The sequence below is a fragment of the Pseudarthrobacter sp. J1738 genome (assembly GCF_050490315.1).
Classification (GTDB): Bacteria; Actinomycetota; Actinomycetes; order Actinomycetales; family Micrococcaceae; genus JBNPEO01.
The window spans coordinates 443,396-464,637 of sequence record NZ_JBNPEO010000002.1 but is presented as its reverse complement, the minus strand read 5'-3'; the positions used below and the strand labels follow the sequence as shown (position 1 = coordinate 464,637).

The window sequence follows — 21,242 nt, the reverse complement described above, 5'->3', positions numbered from 1 at the left end:
TGGGGTCCTTTACACCGGGGATAGGGCTTTATTGAGGGCAACTCGGATACGTTTCTCGGACACTGAATAAGCTGTACCAAGCTCAACGGCGAAGAAGCTGACGCGAAGCTCTTCGATCATCCAGCGCACGTGAGTTAAATCGGCAGTAGTGCCGCGGCCAGGTGCCAAAGCCGCCACGGCGTCGTCGTAATCATCCTCGAGGCGCTGGACAACGCTCATGTTCGCGCCGTCACGCGCCACGTTGTTGGGGAGCTTCTCGAGGCGCTTTTCAATCCCTGCCAGATAGCGTGGCAATTGGCTCAATTGGGCATAGCCCGTGCGTGCTACAAAGCCCGGATACACCAATTGCTCCAATTGGGATTTGATGTCATTCAGGGCGCTAATGAGGGGCAAGCTCGAGGTTTGGCGCAGGGCTTTGCCAATCCGCATACTGCTAGCCAGAATTCGCTCCACAATGGCCGTGACAGCAAAAACTGTATCGATCAGATCAGCACGGACTGACTCATACAACGTCTCGAAGCTGGCCTGATCCCAAGGGAGTTCTTGGGGTGTGAGCTTGTCCACGGCCGCTTGAGTGCAATCGGCGATCAACGATTCAACCGAGCCATGCGGGTTCTGGCTAAAGGTCAATTTCTCGGTATTGGACAGATGCTCCAGCACATACCGCGCAGGCGAGGGAACCCGGAGTACCAAAAGGCGGATCACACCGGCCCGCATTGCGGTATTCGCCTCTGCAGCACTCTGGAAGATCCGCAACGCTACGGTGCTACCTTCGTCGACTAATGCCGGGTAGCCCGTCACACTGTGCCCAGCAACCAAGCGAGTTACCGAGCGTTCAATCTTGCCCATAGACCACGAAGTGAGCCCACCCTGCTCCGGAACTCCAGCACCGGATGCCCCAGGTGCGGCATCTACTTGTTGAACAGAGCTACCGGTGCCTTGAGAGTGGCCCGCGCGAGGGTTTGAAGCCTGAGTTTTTTTGTTGGCTGCGGCATTGCTCGCCGGTGTAGCACCCAAAGATTCCGCAATAGCGCGGCGCGTTGCAGGGGCTAGGGCAGCTTGGAGGGCGGCTAGGTCCTTACCTTCGTCGAGGACTTTGCCTGCGGAGTCCACAACTTTGAAACTAACCCGCAAGTGTGGGGGAACAGCGTCCCAATTCCAAGAACCAGGAGGAATGACATGGCCTTTGAGCCTACGCAGGGCAAGCTCAAGGGACGCCTCGAGATTATCCACGGAGGGATCAAAGTCCTGTTCTAATAGCTGCACCGTTTGGCGTGCCACGTCCGGGGCTGGAACAAAATTCTTCCGTACCTGTTTGGGCAGTGACTTGATCAAAGCGGTGACCAGATCTACGCGTTGGCCAGGAATCTGCCAGCGGAAAGCAGTGTCGTCCAGTTGGTTCAAGAACAGAACCGGGACTTCGGCCGTTACACCGTCAGATGGATGTGGGGTAGAACCGGGAGCCACTGGATGGAATTCATAACTCAGGGGGAGCTCGAAGCCTTTGTGCCGCCACACCTTGGGGTAAGCGGTGTCATCCAAAGCTTCCGCTTCGGGATTGATCAACAGAGACTGATCAAAATCTAGAAGTGCGGCGTCCTGAGCGCGTGCTTCTTTCCACCATTTGTCGAAGTGCCTTTCGGAGACAACTTCCTTGCCAATCCGAGCGTTATAGAACTCAAAGAGCGCCTCGTCGTCAACCAAGATGTCCCGGCGCCGCATCCGGGTCTCAAGTTCTTCAACTTCTTGCAACAGGGCGCGGTTGCGGTGGAAGAACTTATGGTGTGTACGCCATTCACCCTCCACCAAGGCGTGGCGGATAAAGAGTTCACGGCACAACTCTGGGTCGATCCGCGCATAGTTGATTCGACGTTGAGCCACGATTGGCACACCGTACAAAAGGACCTTCTCATAGGCCATCACTGAGCCAGAACGGCTAGACCAATGTGGTTCGCTATAGCTTCGTTTGACTAGATCAGGAGCCACGAGTTCGGCCCAAGCCGGTTCAAATTTTGCCGCTACACGAGCCCATAGCCGGCTGGTTTCAACAAGTTCAGCTGCCATCACAAAAGTTGGCGACTTCTTAAACAGCGCGGACCCGGGGAAAATGGCGAAACGGCTACCGCGTGCACCGGCATATTCGCGTTTGCGCTCGTCCAAAAGACCAATGTGGCTGAGGAGCCCGGACAAAAGACTGATGTGGACGGACTCGTGGTTTCCCACGGCGTCTGCGTCACGTCGCCCGTCAACGGAAATTCCCAACGGCTTGGCCATCTGGCGTAACTGGGCGTAGAGATCTTGCCATTCGCGCACTCGCAAATAGTTGATGAACTCCGCCCGGCATAACTTCCTGAACTGCGAAGAGGAGAGTTCAGCCTGCTTCTCTTGAAGATAGTTCCAGAGATTCAAAAACCCAGTAAAGTCCGAGTTCTCGTCGCGGAAACGGGAGTGCTTTTCCGTAGCTTGTTGCTGCTTATCGCTAGGGCGCTCGCGTGGGTCCTGAATGGTCAAGGCGGCGGCGAGGATCATCACTTCTTTGACGCAGCCACGCTTGCCAGCTTCAACAATCATGCGGCCTAATCGTGGATCTACCGGCAATTGCGCTAATTGGTGGCCCACGGCGGTGAGCCCACCGCCGCTCTTCGCGCCAGCGGCGCGCAAGGCCCCGAGTTCGCGGAGGAGAGTAACGCCGTCGTTGATTGCTTTGGAGTCTGGCGGCTGAACAAACGGGAAGTCTTCTACGTCTTTGGGACCGCGAGCAACGCCCATTGCTGTCATTTGCAAAATGACAGCGGCGAGGTTGGTCCGCAAAATCTCAGGATCGGTAAAAGCGGGCCGGGAATTAAAGTCTTCTTCGGAGTACAAGCGGATGGCGATGCCGTCAGAGACGCGCCCGCAACGGCCAGAACGCTGATTGGCTGAGGCTTGCGAGACTCGTTCAATCGGCAATCGTTGAACCTTGGTCCGGTGCGAGTACCGGGAGATGCGAGCCGTGCCGGTGTCCACTACATATTTGATGCCAGGAACGGTCAGTGACGTCTCTGCCACGTTGGTTGCCAGCACAATTCGACGCTTGGAACCCGGGTTGAAAACCGCGTGTTGCTCTTGCAAACTCAAGCGAGCAAACAGCGGAAGTACCTCTGTGCCAGCAAGTCGCCTATTGGACTGGATTCGGCCCTTGAGCGCTTCTGCAGCATCGCGGATTTCACGTTCGCCGGAGAAAAAGATCAGGATGTCGCCCGGCGCTTCTTTGGCTAGCTCGTCCACTGCGTCACACACAGCATCGAGAGGATCTCGGTCCTCTTCGAGATCGTCGTCAGAGGCGTCGGCATCGGTGTTGTTGGCCTGGGAAAGCGGGCGGTAGCGAATTTCTACCGGGAAAGTTCGCCCAGATACCTCAATGATGGGCGATGGCTCTTCGGCGCTACCAAAGTGCTCGGCAAAGCGTTGTGGATCAATCGTGGCCGAGGTGATGATGACTTTGAGGTCCGGGCGCTGGGGGAGGAGTCGTTTGAGATATCCCAGAATAAAGTCGATATTGAGGCTGCGCTCGTGAGCTTCGTCGATGATGATGGTGCTGTAACGGCGCAAGAGTTTGTCGCGTTGGATCTCGGCGAGCAAGATACCGTCGGTCATCACTTTGACCTTGGTTTGTTTGCTGACTTCGCCGGTAAACCGGACTTGGAAGCCAACTTCTTGGCCTATCTCCACTCCGAGTTCCTCGGCGATTCGCTCTGCAACTGTCCGTGCAGCGAGTCGGCGCGGCTGGGTGTGGCCAAGCATGCCATTCTCACCAAGGCCCAGTTCTAGACACATTTTGGGGATCTGAGTGGTCTTACCGGAACCGGTCTCCCCAGCGATGATGGTGACCTGGTTGGCCGCGATAGCCGCCATGATGTCCTCGCGGCGTTCGGAAACCGGCAAAGCCGCAGAGTAAGAAATGTGAAAAGTCATGGCGTAGACAGTCTACTGTGCCGGGTGTGGACAGTATTAGCCGTCCACCTAGGCGGTTTGTCTCGTATCTCTTGGAATGATTCCGGGGGTAAACAAAAAAGTAACCCGACCCCACACCGTGGGATCGGGTTACTCGAAAAACGTGCCCTCGATAGGATTCGAACCTACGGCCTGTTGCTCCGGAGGCAACCGCTCTATCCCCTGAGCTACGAGGGCAACAGGGTCTCCGCTAAAGCCAGCGGAACGTCCTAGAGCTTATCAGCAGGCCGGGCCGTTCAAAAAACCATCCGAGCCTGGGCCCTTCTTTGAGCAAGGAGCTAGCGGCGTTTGCTGAGTCAGCGACTAGTGTTGAGTGCCTTTGACCACTTCGCTGAACACAGTTCTAGCCCCGGCGCCTGTGCAAAGTAGGATTGCAGGGTGACTCCAGAACAGCTTTCCGCCGCCATTTCCGCTTGCCTCAACGACGCCGTCCATGACGGCGCCATTGCCATGAACGTTTCCGATATCCCGGAACACGTCCGAGTGGACCGACCCAAAAATCGGGAACACGGGGACTGGGCCAGCAATATCGCGATGCAGCTGTCCAAAAAAGCTGGCATCAACCCGCGCGAATTTGCCCAGATTCTCAGCGAGCGGTTAGCGAAGGCTGAGGGTGTGGCCAGGGTGGACATCGCCGGTCCCGGCTTTTTGAACATCACTTTGGACACTGCCGCTGCCGGCTCCCTGGCCAAGGCCATTGTGGAAGCGGGTGCCAGCTACGGAACAAACGATGCGCTCGCGGGCCACGTGATCAACATGGAATTTGTTTCCGCTAACCCCACGGGTCCGCTACACATCGGTCATACCCGCTGGGCCGCGCTCGGCGACGCTATCGCCCGAGTTCTGCGTGCCTCTGGTGCCGACGTCACCGCTGAGTACTACATCAACGATGCTGGCTCTCAGATGAACGTTTTTGCTAATTCAGTTCTGTCCCGCTTGCACGGCCGTGATGTGCCGGAAGGCGGTTACCCGGGTGAGTACATCAAGGAACTCGGTGATGAGGTCCTCAAAGCGCACCCGGCCATCCGCGAACTGACCGATGAAGCAGCACTGCCGGTAATTCGTGAAGCTGCATACGAAGCTCAAATGGCTGACATCAAAAAGACTCTGGCTGAATTTGGCGTGGAGTTTGATGTGTTCTTCTCCGAGAAGGAACTCCATGAAGCTGGTGCGATCGAATCAGCTGTGGCGCGTCTTCGTGAACAGGGACATGTTTTCGACGATGGCGGCGCCGTGTGGTTGCGTACCACCGACTTCACGGATGACAAGGATCGTGTGATGATCCGTGCCAACGGCGAGCCCACGTACTTTGCCGCTGACGCTGCGTACTACTTGTCCAAAAAGGACCGTGGCTTTACCGAAAAGATCTATCTCCTAGGGGCCGACCACCACGGTTACATCAATCGTCTTAAGGCCATTGCTGCTGCCGCTGGCGATGACCCGGAGGTAAACATCGAGGTCCTCATTGGTCAGCTGGTTTCGATTAATGGCGCCAAGCTCTCCAAGCGTGCCGGCAACATCATTGAGCTCAAGGATCTTATTTCGTGGCTCGGGAAGGACGCTGTTCGGTACTCACTCGCGCGCTTCCCTGCAGATTCGCCACTGACGCTGGATCCCGAGCTATTGACAAAGAACACCAACGAGAACCCTGTTTTCTACGTGCAGTACGCCCACGCACGCTCATGTGGCACTGCCCGGAACGCTGTGGCGGCTGGAGTGGACCGCTCAGAGTTTGATGCTGCCCTGTTGGATCACGCTACGGAGAATGAGCTGCTCTCTTACCTTGGGAGCTACCCGTCGATTGTGGCTAAGGCCGCTGAGTTCCGCGAGCCGCACCGCGTGGCCCGTCACCTCGAAGTAATTGCTGGTGCTTATCACCGCTGGTATGACGCTTGCCGTGTGGCGCCTATGGGCGATGAGCCCATTACGGCGCTGAACCGCACGCGTTTGTGGCTCAATGATGCCACTAGCCAGGTTCTGGCGAACGGCCTAGGTCTATTGGGTGTTTCGGCTCCGGAGAAGATGTAGTTATGGTCGCTTCGAAAAACGCGCTGGCACCCGAGTGGCTCGACGTTCCCGAGGATCTAAACGCCCTCCACGCACCCATGTGGGCACAAGACGTTGAACGCAATAACGACGGCGAACTCGCAGTTGGTGGCCTCAGCGTCGCCGAGCTTCAGCAACAGTTTGGGACGCCGCTGTTTGTGATGAGCGAACCTGACTTCCGGGCCCGCGCACGAGACTTCAAAACTGCCTTTGATACCGCGTTTGAAGACATCTGTGGCGGTGTTGACGTTTACTACGCTGGCAAGTCTTTCCTGTGCACCACTGTTGCTCAGTGGGTAGCAGAAGAAGGTCTGCGTTTGGACACGTGCTCCGGGGGAGAGCTCGCGGTAGCACAACGTGCAGGACTCGAAGGTAGCCAGCTTGGCCTCCACGGGAACAACAAGTCCCGCGCCGAGATCACACGTGCACTCGAGATGAACGTGGGCCGCATTGTTGTTGATAGCCTCGATGAGCTTGAACGCGTTGCCGAGATCGCTCAGGAACTGAACCGCACCGCCAAGGTGATGCTTCGGCTCACTCCCGGTGTCCACGCGCACACCCACGAATTTATTGCCACTGCTCATGAGGATCAGAAGTTCGGGCTGTCCATGGCTGAGGACACTTCAACCACCGCTGGTATATCGGCTGCCGAAGAAGCAGTGGCTGCTGCGATCAACGCCCCGAGCATTGAACTTTTGGGCTTGCACTGCCACATTGGTTCGCAGATTTTTGAAGCGACTGGGTTTGAGATTGCCGCCGAGAAGTTGTTGCGCTTTTTGGACGCCATGCAGCGCAAATATTCGGTCGTACTGCCGGAGCTGGATCTGGGTGGCGGGTACGGCATTGCCTACACCCCTGTGGACACCCCACGGCCGGCGACGGAGATCGCTCAGGCGATGGCCGCCGTCGTGCGTTCTACTTGCTCTGCTCTGGGTATCACCTCGCCGCGAATCTCGATTGAACCTGGACGGGCGATTGTTGGATCCACCACTTTCACGCTGTACGAGGTCGGCACACGAAAGACGGTTCGGGTTGAGGCACCTGCTTCATCCAACGTTTCACCTACCGAAGATGGAGTCGACGCCCAACAGAACGTTACGTTGGCGCGCCGCTATGTGTCGGTAGACGGCGGTATGAGCGACAACGCCCGGCCAGTGCTCTACGACGCGGATTATTCGGCAGTATTAGCCTCCCGAGCTTCCTCGGCTGCGCCTTCGCTGTCCCGGGTAGTGGGCAAACATTGCGAGAGCGGAGACATTGTTGTTAGAGATGTATATCTGCCCGAGGACGTAGCAGCGGGGGATCTGCTCGCAGTTCCTGGTACCGGCGCCTATTGTTGGGCGCTCGCAAGCAACTACAACTATGTAGCCCGCCCGGGCGTTGTTGCCGTGCGCGATGGTGCCGCCCGTTTGATTGTCCGAGGGGAGACCGAGGAAGACCTATTGAACCGTGACATGGGAGCAGTACGTGACTGATTTGCAAACGCTCAAGGTGGCTCTTTTGGGCTGCGGCAATGTGGGTTCACAAGTGGCGCGAATTTTGATTGACGACGCCGATGCCCTGGCCGCGCGCACTGGTGCGCGTCTTGAACTGACCGGCATCGCAGTCCGCCACATCGACGCTCCACGCGACGTTGAACTGCCGCGAGAGCTGTTCACCACAGACGCCGAAACCCTCGCAAAGGGCGCCGACATTGTGGTGGAACTGCTGGGCGGCATCGAGCCTGCCCGCACATTGATTCTGACGGCCATTCGCAACGGTGCCAGTGTCATCACCGGTAACAAGGCGTTGCTGGCTCAAGATGGCCCCAGCCTTTATGAAGAAGCAGACAAAGCTGGCGTTCAGCTCTCCTATGAGGCCGCAGTGGCAGGCGCCATCCCGATCCTGCGCCCCATTCGCGACAGTCTCTCCGGGGATCACATCACGCGTGTTCTGGGCATTGTCAACGGCACCACAAACTTCATTCTGGACCAGATGGACTCCACTGGCGCGCAGTTCGCAGACGCCCTCGCCGAGGCACAAAAGCTTGGTTACGCCGAGGCGGACCCCACGGCCGACGTTGAAGGACACGATGCTGCGGCAAAGGCGGCCATCCTCGCCTCACTTTCTTTCCATACACGTTTTGCTCTTGAAGACGTTCACTGCCAAGGCATCACTGAAGTCAGTGCCGCGGACATTTCAGCGGCAAAAGATGCTGGCTTTGTGATCAAGCTGCTGGCCATCGCAGAAAAGATTTCCGGCGACGCCGGCGAAGGAGTGAGCGTCCGCGTTCACCCCACGCTTTTGCCGCGCGAGCACCCGCTCGCCGCTGTACGTGGCGCGTTCAACGCCGTTTTTGTTGAGGCAGAAAACGCAGGCGAGTTGATGTTCTACGGACAAGGTGCTGGTGGTACCCCCACTGCCTCGGCAGTGCTCGGAGACCTAGTATCGGCCGCGCGTCGAATTGTTTTGGGCGGTCCCGGCCGTACCGAGACCACCACTGGTCACGTGCCTGCGTTGAGCATCAACGCAGTGAACACGAGCTACTACATTGGCTTGGATGTTGCCGATCAGCCTGGTGTTTTGGCGCGTATTGCGCAGATTTTCGCTGAAAACGGCGTCTCCATCGAGCAGTTGCGTCAGACCATCCACCGCGGCGATGCCAAGGTAGCAAACTCTGCAGAACTTCGAATTGTCACCCACCGCGCTTCCGAAGCCTCATTGGCCGCAACGGTAGAAGCGGTTCGCAAACTTGATGTCATCAATTCGGTGTCATCTGTACTTCGTGTAGAAGGGGTCTAAGTGGCTCAGCAATGGCGCGGTGTAATCCGCGAATACGCCGAACGTCTTCCGGTAACTGCGGAAACCAAGATCATTACGCTCGGCGAAGGCGGCACGCCGCTGGTACCCGCGGTGAAGCTTTCAGAGCTCACCGGCTCCACTGTTTACCTCAAAGTTGAGGGGATGAACCCCACCGGTTCTTTCAAGGACCGTGGCATGACCATGGCCATGACCGCCGCTGTTGAGGCCGGGGCCAAAGCTGTTGTTTGTGCCTCTACTGGCAACACCTCGGCCTCTGCTGCAGCGTATGCAACAGCAGCAGGTCTGACCTGTGCAGTACTGGTCCCCGAGGGCAAGATCTCCATGGGCAAGCTCAGCCAGGCCATCGCCCACGGCGCCACACTGTTGCAGGTAGACGGAAACTTTGACGACTGCTTGGAAATCGCGCGCAAGCTCGCCGAGTCCTACCCGGTCTTTTTGGTCAACTCGGTGAACCCTGCCCGTATTCAGGGCCAGAAAACCGGTGCCTTTGAAGTAGTGGACGCACTCGGGGACGCCCCGGACATTCACGTCTTGCCGGTAGGTAACGCTGGAAACATCAGTGCTTACTGGAAGGGCTACCAAGAGTACGCGGCACCTTACCAAGCGGGGGAGGCCCTCTTGGATGCAGTGGCTACCAAAACTCCCGCCATGTGGGGATTCCAAGCTGCTGGTGCTGCACCGTTTGTTGCCGGACACCCCATTTCCGAGCCTGACACTATCGCCACCGCCATCCGGATTGGTAACCCCGCATCGTGGGATACCGCCGTAGCTGCTCGCGACGATTCCGGCGGGCTGATTGAGGCAGTTACGGATGAGGAAATTCTCGCCGCGCACCGTTGGCTCTCTGCCAAGGAAGGTGTGTTTGTTGAACCCGGTTCTGCCGCTGGTGTTGCAGGCCTGATCAAAAAGCATGCTGCGGGAGAAGTCCCCACGGGCAAAACCATTGTGATCACGGTGACCGGTCATGGTCTCAAGGATCCTCAGTGGGCCCTTCGAATGGCTGATGGTTCTGATGTTGAGCCCGTGAAGGTTGGCAACGACGTCGTTTCAGTTGCGAGTGCCCTCGGATTGGAAAGCCAGTAGATGGACGCGACCGCAGGCGCGAATTCCTTGCCTCAGACCGTCACCAGCGGCCAGCTGGTGACGGTCACGGTTCCAGCAACTAGCGCTAACTTGGGCCCGGGTTATGACAGTTTGGGCCTAGCACTTGGACTCCGGGACACCTTGACGGTGGAAACCTTGGACACCGGTGCACTCGAATTTGATCTTGAGGGCGAAGGGGCAAAGACCCTGCCGCGAAACGCCAGCCACCTAGTGGCGCGGACCATCAACGCCGCCCTTGGGGAACTCGGTTACCAGCACAATGGTCTGAAGATTACAGCCAACAACGTTAATCCTCAGGGCCGGGGGCTAGGCAGCTCCGCCTCGGCAATTGTGGGCGCAGTAGTTGCAGCAAACGCTCTGGTGCCGGAGGAAGCCCAAAAGCCCAGTAGCTGGGTTCTGCAATTCTGCAGTGCGTTGGAAGGTCACCCTGACAACGTGGCGCCAGCCATTTTTGGTGCCTTAGCGCTTTCATGGCAGGACGGCGAGAGTTATAGCAGCACGCGAGCCGAAGTGAACCCGAACATTGTTCCGGTAGTTGCCATTCCCGATTTTGAACTCGCAACCGAGGCGGCACGAGCACTACTTCCCACCTCCGTGGCGCACCATGTTGCAGCGATGAACTCAGGACGTGCTGCATTGCTCATTCATGCTCTGACCCACCGCCCTGAACTTTTGCTCCCGGCAACACAGGACTACCTCCACCAGGACTACCGCGCCGAAGCAATGCTCCCGAGCGCTGAGCTGATTCAGGCCCTGCGCGCACGTGGTCATGCTGCAGTTGTCTCCGGTGCTGGGCCTACGGTGTTAACGCTGACGCACAGTGATGCTGAAGCGCTTGAGGTGACGGCCTTGATTCACGAGCTCACGGAGAATCAAAGAAGCAAGGGCACATGGCGTGTTCACGCGCTTTCTGTTGACCCTGAAGGTGCTAAAGTGGAAGTGCACCGGCGGTAAAACCGCACTGGATGCTGGCCGCGATTCGTTCTAACAAGCTAGCTTGCTGAAGGATCCTTCTGGTCTCTAAGCCTCTACTGCGCTCTTTCAACGGTGCCATCTTCCTTGGTATGCCCCAGATTTCTGCCGAAACTTTTTGTGCAGCGACGCGGCATTTATCCAGATGGATATGGAAGGTGAGTAATACCAGCCCGGCAGGCTCATTGCCTCCCACTTGGGTTGGGAATCAAGGCTTCAGATCTGAACTGAGGCCCCAATTATCATCGCGTTCGGCTCAAGTTCCGAACGCCGTCGAGGGGGAAGGATCCTTCGTGACCGAAACCACTGACCTGGCAACAGGTGTGGACCATTCAACTTCTGCTGCCGCCGAGGCAGCACCAGCCAAGAGCAGTGGATTGGCCGGGCTTAAGCTCGCCCAACTTCAAGTTCTGGCTAGCCAGCTAGGAATCTCCGGCGGTTCGCGGATGCGCAAGGGAGACCTTGTTAGCGCAATTTCCGCACACCAACGTGGATCTTCAGTAGCTGATCGTGCGCCGAAGGCAGCAGCAACTGAGCAGAAAAATGCGCCGCAGGTCACCGAGAAGTCCGCCCCTGTGGCGAGCGAGTCGGCAGCAGCAACCACCGGCAATAACGCTGGTGAGTCGAGCGAGCAAGCCCCGGCAGAAACCACGCGTGGACGCGGTCGGGGACGTTCACGGCGCGCGGTGAGTGACGGCGTCGTAACATCTGCTGGCGAACGTACTGCGGAGGTTAGCAACGCTGCACCGGCGACTGAAAGCGCGCCTACTGAAGAGAGCGCGAGCCGCCCCTCTGAGGCCGCAGCTGAGCCGGCAAACGATCGTCGTCAGCCTCGCACACGGAACCGTCGCCGTTCGGAAAACCCGGCCAGCAATGAGGGTGCAACCGCTGAAGAATCAGCGCCAGCCGCACCTGCAGCGTCGGAAGAAAACAACGGCCAGAACGACGGCGGCCAAAACCGTCAGCGTAACGACCGCCAGCAGGATTCTCGCCGGGAAAACCAGCGGGAAAACTCCCGGGGCGACCGCCAGCAGGACAACCGCCGGGAAAACTCCCGTGGCGAACGTCAGCAGGACAACCGTCAGCAGGATAACCGCGTAGAGGTCGACGACGACGGTGGCAACCGCCGTAACCGTCGCAATCGCCGCGATCGTAACGAGAACAACTCGCGTAACGACCGTAATGATCGCAACGATCGTTTCCGCGATCGCAACGAACGCCGTCGTGGACGCAACCAGGGCCCTGACGTTGATGACGTTGAGGTCACTGACGACGACGTCCTGTTGCCCGTTGCCGGTATCTTGGACGTTCTTGAGAACTACGCATTTATCCGTACTTCGGGTTACTTGCCCGGTGCCAACGACGTCTACGTCTCCCTGGCCCAGGTCAAGAAGTACAACTTGCGCAAGGGTGACGCCGTTGTAGGTGCCATTCGTGCACCGCGTGAAGGCGAGAGCCAGAACAACAACAGCAATCAGTCAGCTCGCCAGAAGTTCAATGCTTTGGTCCGGGTCACCTCGGTCAACGGCAAAACGCCTGAAGAGCTCAAGGATCGTGTTGAGTTCGCCAAGTTGGTGCCGTTGTACCCGTCCGAGCGTTTGCGCCTTGAGACTGATCCCAAAAAGATCGGTCCTCGCGTTATCGACCTCGTGGCACCCATTGGTAAGGGCCAGCGTGGTTTGATCGTTTCTCCGCCTAAGGCTGGTAAAACTCTCATCCTGCAGTCCATCGCCAACGCCATCACCACCAACAATCCTGAGGTTCACCTCATGATGGTGCTAGTGGACGAACGTCCTGAAGAAGTCACGGACATGCAGCGCACGGTCAAGGGTGAGGTTATTGCCTCCACCTTCGACCGTCCCGCAGATGACCACACCACCGTTGCTGAGCTCTCTATCGAACGTGCCAAGCGTCTGGTGGAAATGGGTATGGACGTTGTGGTCTTGTTGGACTCCATGACCCGTTTGGGCCGTGCCTACAACCTGGCAGCTCCTGCCTCGGGCCGTATCCTCTCCGGTGGTGTGGACTCCGCAGCTCTGTACCCGCCCAAGCGTTTCTTCGGTGCTGCCCGCAACATCGAAAACGGTGGCTCGCTCACCATCTTGGCGACGGCTCTGGTTGAGACCGGTTCCAAGATGGACGAGGTGATCTTTGAGGAGTTCAAGGGCACCGGCAACATGGAACTGCGTTTGTCCCGCCAGTTGGCTGACAAGCGAATCTTCCCGGCTGTTGACGTCAACGCTTCGGGTACCCGCCGCGAAGAAAACTTGCTCTCTCCTGAAGAGGTCAAGATCATGTGGAAGCTGCGCCGCGTCCTCTCCGGCTTGGAAACTCAACAGAGCTTGGAGCTCTTGACCTCCAAGATCCGTGAGACTCAGAGCAACGTTGAGTTCTTGATGCAGGTTCAGCAGACAACTCTCGGCGCCAAGGGCGACGACAAAAAGTAGCTACCTCAGGGACGGGTTTGCCATCAACATGGCGAACCCGTCCCTTTGTGTTCACTACACTTGAATGGTCGAAAGAGGTTAGAAAATGTTTGAGTCCGTACAGGGACTGCTGGACGAGCACTCCGAACTGCAAGCCCAATTGAGCGACCCTGCCGTTTACGCGCAGCCCGCGGTGGCTCGTAAGCTGGGCCGCCGTTCCGCTGAGCTCAACGGCATCGTTGAGGCCTACCACCGGTGGGAAGGGCTCAAAAACGACCTCGAGGCCGCTCAAGAGATGGCTGAGGAAGACCCAGAGTTCGCAGCCGAAGTTCCAGTGCTGGCCGCTGAACTTGAAGCGACGCAAGCCCGTTTGCGTCGATTGCTGATTCCCCGTGACCCTGACGACGCACGCGACGTCATCATCGAAGTTAAGGGCGGTGAAGGTGGAGACGAAGCTGCACTGTTCGCCGGTGACTTGCTGCGTATGTACACGCGTTATGCCGAGTCACGTGGTTGGAAGACCGAGATGATTTCCGCCACCGAATCAGATCTTGGTGGCTACAAAGACGTCCAGATGGCTATCAAGGGCAACTCGAATGACCCTGCCGAAGGCGTTTACGCGCGGTTGAAGTTTGAAGGTGGCGTTCACCGTGTTCAGCGTGTTCCCGTGACTGAGTCGCAGGGACGCATTCACACTTCAGCGGCAGGTGTGTTGATCCTTCCGGAAGTTGACGAGCCTGAAGAGCTGGATATCAATCCGAACGATCTCAAAATCGACGTTTACCGTTCTTCAGGTCCTGGTGGACAGTCGGTGAACACCACTGACTCTGCCGTACGTATTACTCACTTGCCTACCGGCATTGTGGTGGCCATGCAGAACGAGAAGTCGCAGCTGCAGAACCGCGAAGCTGGTATGCGTGTTCTGCGTGCCCGTATTTTGGCTCACCAACAGGCCATCATCGATGCTGAGAACTCAGCACAGCGTAAGTCTCAGATCCGCACCATGGACCGTTCCGAGCGCATCCGCACTTATAACTACCCGGAAAACCGGATTGCCGATCACCGCACTGGTTACAAGGCGTACAACCTTGACGCAGTGATGAACGGTGATTTGGAACCGGTGATTCAGTCAGCAATTGAAATGGATGAGCAGGCTCGGCTGGACGCAATCGGCGACTAGTGATGGACCTGGATCAAACTCTCGCTGCGGCGGTTAAGGAAGCGGAAGCTACCCTGGCCGCTGCTGGCGTACCCAGCCCCCGCAATGATGCTGAACTGCTGGCTGATCATTTGATGGGCGTTGGCTTGGGGCGCTTACGGGCCCTCATGCTCACCGATACACCTGCTCCCCAGGGGTATGCCGACCTCGTTACTGAGCGGGCGCACCGCACACCCTTGCAGCACATCACGGGGGTTGCCTACTTCCGTCATTTGGAGCTTTCTGTGGGGCCGGGGGTATTTGTCCCACGCCCGGAGACTGAGTCGGTAGTCCAGCTGGTGATTGACCACGCTCAGGGCCTCCGGCGTCCTGTCATTGTAGATCTGGGTACTGGGTCCGGTGCCATTGCGGCTTCGGTGGCTACAGAGATTCCTGGATCCGAAGTTTATGCCGTGGAACTTAGCCCTTTGGCATTCGCGTGGGCTGAGCGAAATCTCAAGCCTCTTGGTGTCAACCTAGTTCAGGGTGACTTGCGTACAGCTTTTGAGGAGCTGGATGGAGTGGTGGACATTGTGGTGTCTAACCCGCCGTACATTCCCGCTGAAGCTATCCCTCATGAACCGGAGGTGGCCCTCCACGATCCGCAGATCGCACTTTACGGCGGCGGAGCGGACGGTATGGAACTTCCGATGGCGGCTGCCGCGACAGCTGCTCGACTACTCCAAAACGGGGGCTACTTCGTGATGGAACATGCAGAAGTTCAGTCCGAGTGGATCGCCGAGCACTTGAGGTCGCAGGGCTGCTGGACCGATGTGCAAAGCCATCAAGATCTCAACTCAAGAGAACGCGCCACCTCGGCGATTTTGCGTCGCCCGGCCTAAGTGTTCGCTATCTGCGTGTAATGCAAAATTTCGTGACGTCCCAGCGACTGGTGAATGGAAGAATAGAGCCGTGACCACTTCATATAACTGCACCACAGAAGAACAGCGCACCGAAGGGTTAGCTCATGCTCAGCGTGCCATAGCTGCCCGGCAGTGCATTGTTTTTCCTACTGACACTGTTTACGGAATCGCCGTTGATGCCTTTTCTGCCCAGGCGGTTACCTTGATGCTGGCGGTTAAAGGCCGTGGCCGCACCATGCCACCCCCCGTATTGATTCCTCGGCTTCAGACCATGGATGGCTTGGCCACGGACATCAGTGAGGATGCCCGCAAGCTGGCCGAGAAATTTTGGCCCGGAGCGCTGACGCTGATTCTTCACGCACAGCCGTCGCTGGACTGGGATCTGGGGGACACCAAAGGCACCGTGGCTTTGCGTTTGCCTGACGATGCTTTGGCGCAGGATCTATTGACGGTTACGGGTCCTCTGGCGGTGTCCTCTGCGAACCGCACGGGGCAGCCAGCAGCCCAGACGGCGTCCGAGGCGCGGGAACAACTTGCCGAGTCAGTCGAGGTCTACCTCGAGGGCGGTTACCGTCCGGTTGCTGGGACTGAAGGCTTGGCCTCAACGATTGTCGATTGCACCGGTCTGCGCGCCAAAGTCGTGCGTCAAGGCGGAGTGACGCTCGAGCAGCTTCGCGAAGTGGTGCCATCCGTATTGGGTCTCGGCGAAGAAGCTGCCATGTGGTCACCGGCGCGTGAAGAACCCGCTACCGAAGCTGCGGCTCCCGAGGCGTGAGTGCCCTAGCTCGCGAACGAGTGCCGTTCCTGGGAGTCACGGTGACGCCCTTGCGGGTGGAACAGCTGATCCCTGTGATTGGCGACTTTCTCAATGACGGCCAAGTTCACACCATTGCGGGGCATAATCTTCATAGCGTGACGTTGTGCCACAGTGACGAAGCGTTCTTTGACTTCTATCAGAACAGCGATGTTGTTCTGATGGACGGGGCACCGGTGGTGTACCTCTGGGGTTCGCGCAATGAGCATCAAGGACGGCGAGTCGAGTACCGTCTAGGCTCAACAGACTGGATCCCGGAGCTTTTTCGGTTGCCCCAGATCCAGCGTGTATTGGTTGTTGGCTCTACCCCAGAGGCAAATCTTTTGGGAGTTGCTCGACTTCAAGAAATCCTGCCAGATGCCACAGTTCAAGGCCTTCATGGTTCCGACTGGGATCAAGGCCTTGAGCGCCAGTTTCTTAATTTGGCGCATGACTTTAAGCCTCAGTTGGTCCTATTGGGCTTGGGGATGCCACTGCAAGAGCATGTATTGCTCCGCAACAAGGAGGCCCTGCCGCCGGCCACCTATTGCACCGTAGGTGGTGCCATTGATCAGCTTGGGGGAGTGCAGCGCTTGGCGCCACGATGGCTTGGCAGGATGGGCTTTGAATGGGCGTGGCGTCTGATGCTGCATCCCAGCCGCGTTGCCAGCCGGGTATTTGTGGAGCCTTGGATCTTGGGATGCATTCTGGCCCGGAAAAAAATTCAGCGGTTCAGAAAGAAGCGAGCACTCAAGAAGTCACGGTCGTAGCCATTTCGCAACTACTAAATGGGGTCCACTACACGCAGCATTCGGCAACCCAGATGGAAACCGTGCCGCTGGAGCTAGAACTCTTGATCCTCTAGCCTGCCAAAACCGCGGCCGCGCAGGCCCAGGCTGAAGGCGCGGAACCACTGAGCTAGTCCCTTGTAGTCGCCGCGCTTGAGGAAATAGCCACCATAACCACCAAGATCTGCCACGAGTGATTTAACCCGGAAATACCGGCGGATCAAGTAGCCGCGATTGCGGTAGTAGAAATAGCGCTTGAACGCTGAGTCCGGGACGATCACGTGCCACCGGGCGCCGAATACATGCTGTGTTTCATTCTGCGCATGGGGATGTTTGATGGATGCCGACGTCACAGTTCCAAAACGGATTCCGGCTTGACGCAGACGTAAAGTGAAATCAACTTCATCGCCTCGGATAAAGAGGCGAATATCCGGGAGCCCCACGATCGAAAACACATCCGCGCGGATTAATGCGCCGTTAAAAAAGTGCCCTTCGTTCTCAAGGAATCCGCGTTTTTCAACTTCTGCCCGCTCATGGGTGACCTTCCCGTCTAGGCGAAAAAAGAAGGACAGCTTCGTCTCGTCCTCGGGAGAAATCACTAAGGGCACCACCGCCTGAAGGTCCCGGGCTGTAGCCTCACGAAGCAATGTGGCGAGGCAATCTGGATCGGCAGGTTCGGCGTCGTCATCCATCAGCCAAATCCATTCAGCGCCCGTGGCGAGTGCCTTCAGAATCGCAAAAGCAAAGCCGCCTGCCCCGCCAAGATTAGCCTCGGAACGTTGGTAGCTGACGTTGCTGTGTGCCTCGGCCACAGCACGTGAAGCGGTAGTTCCAGAGTCCACCAAACAGATGGTCGCCACCGGTGCGCTTTGTTTGTTGATGGCGTCCAGAAGAATGGAAAGCTCATGTGGACGGTCGAAGGTCACGGCGGCGACTGCGACCGATGCTGACATAAATATTTCCTTCCGAAGGGCCGCCCTGAGGCGAAAATGCGGCCCGGGCGCCGTGTGGCGGCGAGCCAAAGACCCGCTGACTTTAGTATCTTGACTAGGGACAACTGTATTACAGCCGCCTTGCACGCTGCCCGGCGACTACGAATGTCATCGAGGCATTCATCCTTCGAGAGTCAGATTCACAACCATTGAGATACGCAAACTTGCTGGGCCGGGACACCAATAGTGCGTTCAAGCGCACCATGGAAACCCCTCGCCGTCGCTCGCATTGCGCAGGCTCTGAACTTGGCGGCCACCTATGATCATGTATTCGTTGATGGTCCTGACCGCTGCCGTGGTGTCTTACTTGGCGACGTGGGTGGCGCGCTTGGCCGGGAATCGTTTTCGACTTTTCGCTCCGATTCGTGTCCGTGATCAGCATTCCAAACCAGTGTCTCGGCTTGGCGGCTTAGGAATATTCCTTGGCTGCTGGGTGGCACTAGTGGTGGCGAGCCAATCCTTTTTTGTGAAAGACATCTTCCGCCACAATGACGCTCCCTGGGGAGTGCTGGCCGGTGCCGGCGTTATTGTCCTCGTGGGTATGGCGGATGATTTATTAGATCTCCGCTGGTGGATCAAACTCATCGGCCAGGCCGCTGGTGCTTGGGTTGTTGCGGTTTGGGGCGTCAAGATGTCCATCATTCCGTTTTTTGGTGGGCCAGTGCAGATTCAGTCTGAAGTACTGAAAATTGTGCTGACTGTCCTTCTGATCGTGACCACCATGAATGCGTTTAACTTCATCGATGGTCTGGACGGGCTTGCGGCAGGAGTTGCCATCATTGGCGGTGTCGCATTCTTTCTCACTGCTTACTGGGTACACCGCAGTGCTGTTCTTCTAGACCGTTCCGATCTGGCCACCTTGCTGACTGCCGTGATCATTGGCAGTTGTTTGGGATTCCTTCCGCACAATTGGTACCCGGCCAAGATCTTTATGGGCGACTCCGGTGCCATGCTGATCGGTTTGCTGATGGCGTCGGCAGGTATTGTGGCGACGGGCCAAATCGGCTCAGGCCTGTATGACCGGGCCAACGGTATCCCCACCATCATCCCGATCTTGTTGCCATTTACTGTTCTTTTTGTTCCGTTCTTGGACCTGCTCTCGGCAGTGGTCCGGCGGACAGCGCGCGGCCAGTCGCCTTGGTCAGCCGATCGCGGCCATTTACATCACAAGCTTTTGGACCTAGGGCACTCGCACCGTACTGCCGTTGTGATGATGTATGGCTGGACAGCAATCTTGGCATTCGGCGGCGCAGCTTTTGCGGTGTTCCCGTGGCAGATTGTTCTTGTCGCCAACATTCTCCTAGTGCTGGTGTTGGGCCTTGTTACTGCCTGGCCGTATCTCTCCCGTCATGCGGGGGAGAGCGAGGACGAAACTCTCAGCGGCTCCTAGCCGGTCAGCGGCATAGTTCTATCTCGTGTAGAATTCACTAGTGGCGTGAAGAGCGCCACTCACCGCACCCAGCCCCTCCTTGTCACCGCCCAGACCGTCGTCTGACAGTCTTTAGGTGGGATAATTTCAGAGCGGGCGGACCTGAGGATTGGGACTACATGACCTCCAACGCCGCACCAGGACGGGCCTCCGGGCAACCGTCTCTTGTCGCGTCTGGTCCCACTTCCTCACTCTGGCTAAAGTTGCTTCGGCTTAGCTCGCTTGTCACGGCTGCGGCAATCTTGACGACGGCGGCCCTCGCCCTTTTCATCGGCCCAAGCTCCACTGCTGGTAACCGAGTCCTCTCCGTGGGGTTCTCGGGGCTACTAGTAATGGTGTTCTTCGGAATTTCCTTGCTGATTGGTCACTTTGTGGGCCGCAATAATCCCTCTGGTGCCATGGGAACGTTTGTTGCCGTGTACTTCATCAAAGTTGTGTTCTTCGCCGTGGCGCTGTGGCTCGTGGGCTCACCCGTCTGGATTGAGTCCGCCTGGTTCATTGCTGGCGCCGTGGTAGCAGTTGTTGTTTGGCAAGTTGCTGAAATCTTTGGCTTTAGCCGAGCGCGACTGCAGATCTATGCTGACCCGGTGGAGGAGACGCAGAATGGCCACTAATAATGCAGACTCAGAGTCGGCCGAGATCAATGGTTCAGGCGACGGTGGATACAACGCTGGAATTGCGGTGTTTAGTTACATCACCGGCGGAATCCTCGTCTGGAGTTTGGTAGGCTGGGGTCTGGATCATCTGTCTGGAACTCGCTGGATGGTGCTCGCAGGCGCTCTGCTTGGAGCACTCGGAGGTTTCTACCTTTCTCACATGCACGGCTTGACTCGTGCCGGTGGGGCGGTCGCAGGAATCAAACCAGCCAAAACACCGTCACATGACGGCGCTGAGGATGGACACGGAAATGCCAAATAATTTCACACGGGGGGACACGGCGCATCTCGTCGAGTACTCCCTACCAACGCCCAATGATGGACACTGCAGAGAGGAAACGCGTTGATCGCGCTTGCGCTCCCGGCCCAGGATTCAGGGGACTTCACACCTCCCGGAATTGAAGAAATGCACCTTCCGGCAATCTTGCCGTGGGGCGCCGCAGACGGATTCTCCAAGCAGATGCTGCTGGTAATTCTCTCGGTCGTAATTATCGCCACGTTCTTCCTGCTCGCAGCACGGAAGGGCCAGCTTGTCCCCGGCAAGCTCCAGTTTGCAGGCGAGGCTGCTTACGGCTTCGTACGCAACGGCATTGCCAAGGACATCATCGGTGGCAAGGACTTCATCAAGTACGTCCCGCTGCTCTTTAGCCTCTTCTTCTTTATCTTGGTCAACAACATTTACGGTGCAATCCCCGTAATCCAGTTGCCGAGCTTCTCCCACGTTGGCGGCGCGTATGTCCTTGCGGCCATCGTGTACGTGACCTGGATTGGCATTGGTATCAAGAAGAACGGCTTGAAGTACTTCAAACTCGCCACGGTTCCTTCCGGCGTGCCGATGTACATCTTGCCGCTCGTGGTCCCGATTGAAATCATCTCCAACTTTGTTGTTCGCCCCATCACTCACTCCTTGCGTTTGTTCGCAACCATGCTTGCCGGCCACTTGATCGTTATGATCGCCGGCTCAGGTATTGAGTTCTTGGTGATGCAGGAAAACATCTGGCTCAAGGGCACCTCGGTACTGGTTCTGGTTGGTGCCGTAGCTATGTACATGCTCGAAGCACTGATCATGGCTCTGCAGGCCTACGTATTCACCCTGCTGACCGCGATCTACATCGAAGGCGCACTTCACGCCGACAGCCACTAAGGCTAAAAAAGAATTCCCCTCGCGGGGATAAAGCAA

The 21,242-nt window shown here is 57.4% G+C and carries 16 protein-coding genes and 1 tRNA gene; 14 read left to right on the top strand and 3 right to left on the bottom strand.

The genetic code is table 11. The annotated features are described in order from the left end of the window. Nucleotides 1-9: 9 nt before the first annotated feature. Both hrpA and ACQR35_RS05765 read right to left on the bottom strand, forming a co-directional pair. Nucleotides 10-3,954: an ATP-dependent RNA helicase HrpA gene (gene hrpA / locus ACQR35_RS05770; protein ID WP_430269462.1), complete on the bottom strand. Its 3,945-nt coding sequence runs from the start codon at nt 3,952-3,954 to the stop codon at nt 10-12. A gap of 143 nt (nt 3,955-4,097) precedes the next feature. Beyond that, nucleotides 4,098-4,170, bottom strand: a tRNA-Arg gene (locus ACQR35_RS05765). A 201-nt stretch (nt 4,171-4,371) separates the two neighbouring features. On the opposite strand from ACQR35_RS05765, the gene argS reads away from it, so the two are divergent. The 10 genes from argS (at nt 4,372) to ACQR35_RS05715 (ending at nt 16,967) form a co-directional block, all read left to right on the top strand. After that, complete coding sequence (gene argS, locus ACQR35_RS05760) at nt 4,372-6,021, top strand: arginine--tRNA ligase (RefSeq protein WP_430269461.1); 1,650 nt, start codon at nt 4,372-4,374, stop codon at nt 6,019-6,021. Between the two features lie 2 nt (nt 6,022-6,023). Beyond that, on the top strand, nt 6,024-7,514 hold the full coding sequence (lysA, locus tag ACQR35_RS05755) for a diaminopimelate decarboxylase (RefSeq protein WP_430269460.1): 1,491 nt from the start codon (nt 6,024-6,026) through the stop codon (nt 7,512-7,514). After that, nucleotides 7,507-8,820: a homoserine dehydrogenase gene (locus ACQR35_RS05750; protein WP_430266671.1), complete on the top strand. Its 1,314-nt coding sequence runs from the start codon at nt 7,507-7,509 to the stop codon at nt 8,818-8,820. The genes lysA and ACQR35_RS05750 overlap by 8 nt, the downstream gene beginning before the upstream one ends. After that, a complete protein-coding gene (gene thrC / locus ACQR35_RS05745) occupies nt 8,821-9,924 on the top strand; it encodes a threonine synthase (protein ID WP_430269459.1) in 1,104 nt (367 codons plus the stop codon). It begins immediately after the preceding gene. Next, a complete protein-coding gene (thrB, locus tag ACQR35_RS05740) occupies nt 9,925-10,899 on the top strand; it encodes a homoserine kinase (protein WP_430266673.1) in 975 nt (324 codons plus the stop codon). A gap of 311 nt (nt 10,900-11,210) precedes the next feature. Then, nucleotides 11,211-13,364 (top strand): transcription termination factor Rho, encoded by a 2,154-nt coding sequence (gene rho / locus ACQR35_RS05735; RefSeq protein WP_430269458.1) that lies wholly within the window; start codon nt 11,211-11,213, stop codon nt 13,362-13,364. 85 nt (nt 13,365-13,449) lie between these two features. Further along, the gene (prfA, locus tag ACQR35_RS05730) at nt 13,450-14,523 is read left to right on the top strand and encodes a peptide chain release factor 1 (RefSeq protein ID WP_430266675.1); all 1,074 of its coding nucleotides are present in this window, start codon (nt 13,450-13,452) and stop codon (nt 14,521-14,523) included. Between the two features lie 2 nt (nt 14,524-14,525). Further along, nucleotides 14,526-15,383 (top strand): peptide chain release factor N(5)-glutamine methyltransferase, encoded by an 858-nt coding sequence (prmC, locus tag ACQR35_RS05725; protein WP_430269457.1) that lies wholly within the window; start codon nt 14,526-14,528, stop codon nt 15,381-15,383. Between the two features lie 70 nt (nt 15,384-15,453). Then, nucleotides 15,454-16,179 (top strand): L-threonylcarbamoyladenylate synthase, encoded by a 726-nt coding sequence (locus tag ACQR35_RS05720; RefSeq protein ID WP_430266677.1) that lies wholly within the window; start codon nt 15,454-15,456, stop codon nt 16,177-16,179. Next, nucleotides 16,176-16,967, top strand: coding sequence for a WecB/TagA/CpsF family glycosyltransferase (locus ACQR35_RS05715; protein WP_430269456.1), 792 nt, complete (start codon nt 16,176-16,178; stop codon nt 16,965-16,967). The genes ACQR35_RS05720 and ACQR35_RS05715 overlap by 4 nt, the downstream gene beginning before the upstream one ends. Nucleotides 16,968-17,041: 74 nt before the next feature. Here ACQR35_RS05715 and ACQR35_RS05710 read toward each other — a convergent pair whose 3' ends face one another. After that, on the bottom strand, nt 17,042-17,938 hold the full coding sequence (locus ACQR35_RS05710; protein ID WP_430269455.1) for a glycosyltransferase: 897 nt from the start codon (nt 17,936-17,938) through the stop codon (nt 17,042-17,044). A gap of 298 nt (nt 17,939-18,236) precedes the next feature. On the opposite strand from ACQR35_RS05710, the gene ACQR35_RS05705 reads away from it, so the two are divergent. From ACQR35_RS05705 to atpB, 4 genes are all read left to right on the top strand, one after another. Next, nucleotides 18,237-19,367 (top strand): MraY family glycosyltransferase, encoded by a 1,131-nt coding sequence (locus ACQR35_RS05705; RefSeq protein ID WP_430266680.1) that lies wholly within the window; start codon nt 18,237-18,239, stop codon nt 19,365-19,367. A gap of 158 nt (nt 19,368-19,525) precedes the next feature. Next, nucleotides 19,526-20,020, top strand: a complete 495-nt coding sequence (locus tag ACQR35_RS05700) for a hypothetical protein (RefSeq protein ID WP_430266681.1) — start codon at nt 19,526-19,528, stop codon at nt 20,018-20,020. Then, nucleotides 20,010-20,324: a hypothetical protein gene (locus tag ACQR35_RS05695; RefSeq protein WP_430266682.1), complete on the top strand. Its 315-nt coding sequence runs from the start codon at nt 20,010-20,012 to the stop codon at nt 20,322-20,324. The genes ACQR35_RS05700 and ACQR35_RS05695 overlap by 11 nt, the downstream gene beginning before the upstream one ends. 81 nt (nt 20,325-20,405) lie before the next feature. Beyond that, nucleotides 20,406-21,206 (top strand): F0F1 ATP synthase subunit A, encoded by an 801-nt coding sequence (gene atpB, locus ACQR35_RS05690; protein ID WP_430266683.1) that lies wholly within the window; start codon nt 20,406-20,408, stop codon nt 21,204-21,206. Nucleotides 21,207-21,242 lie beyond the last annotated feature (36 nt).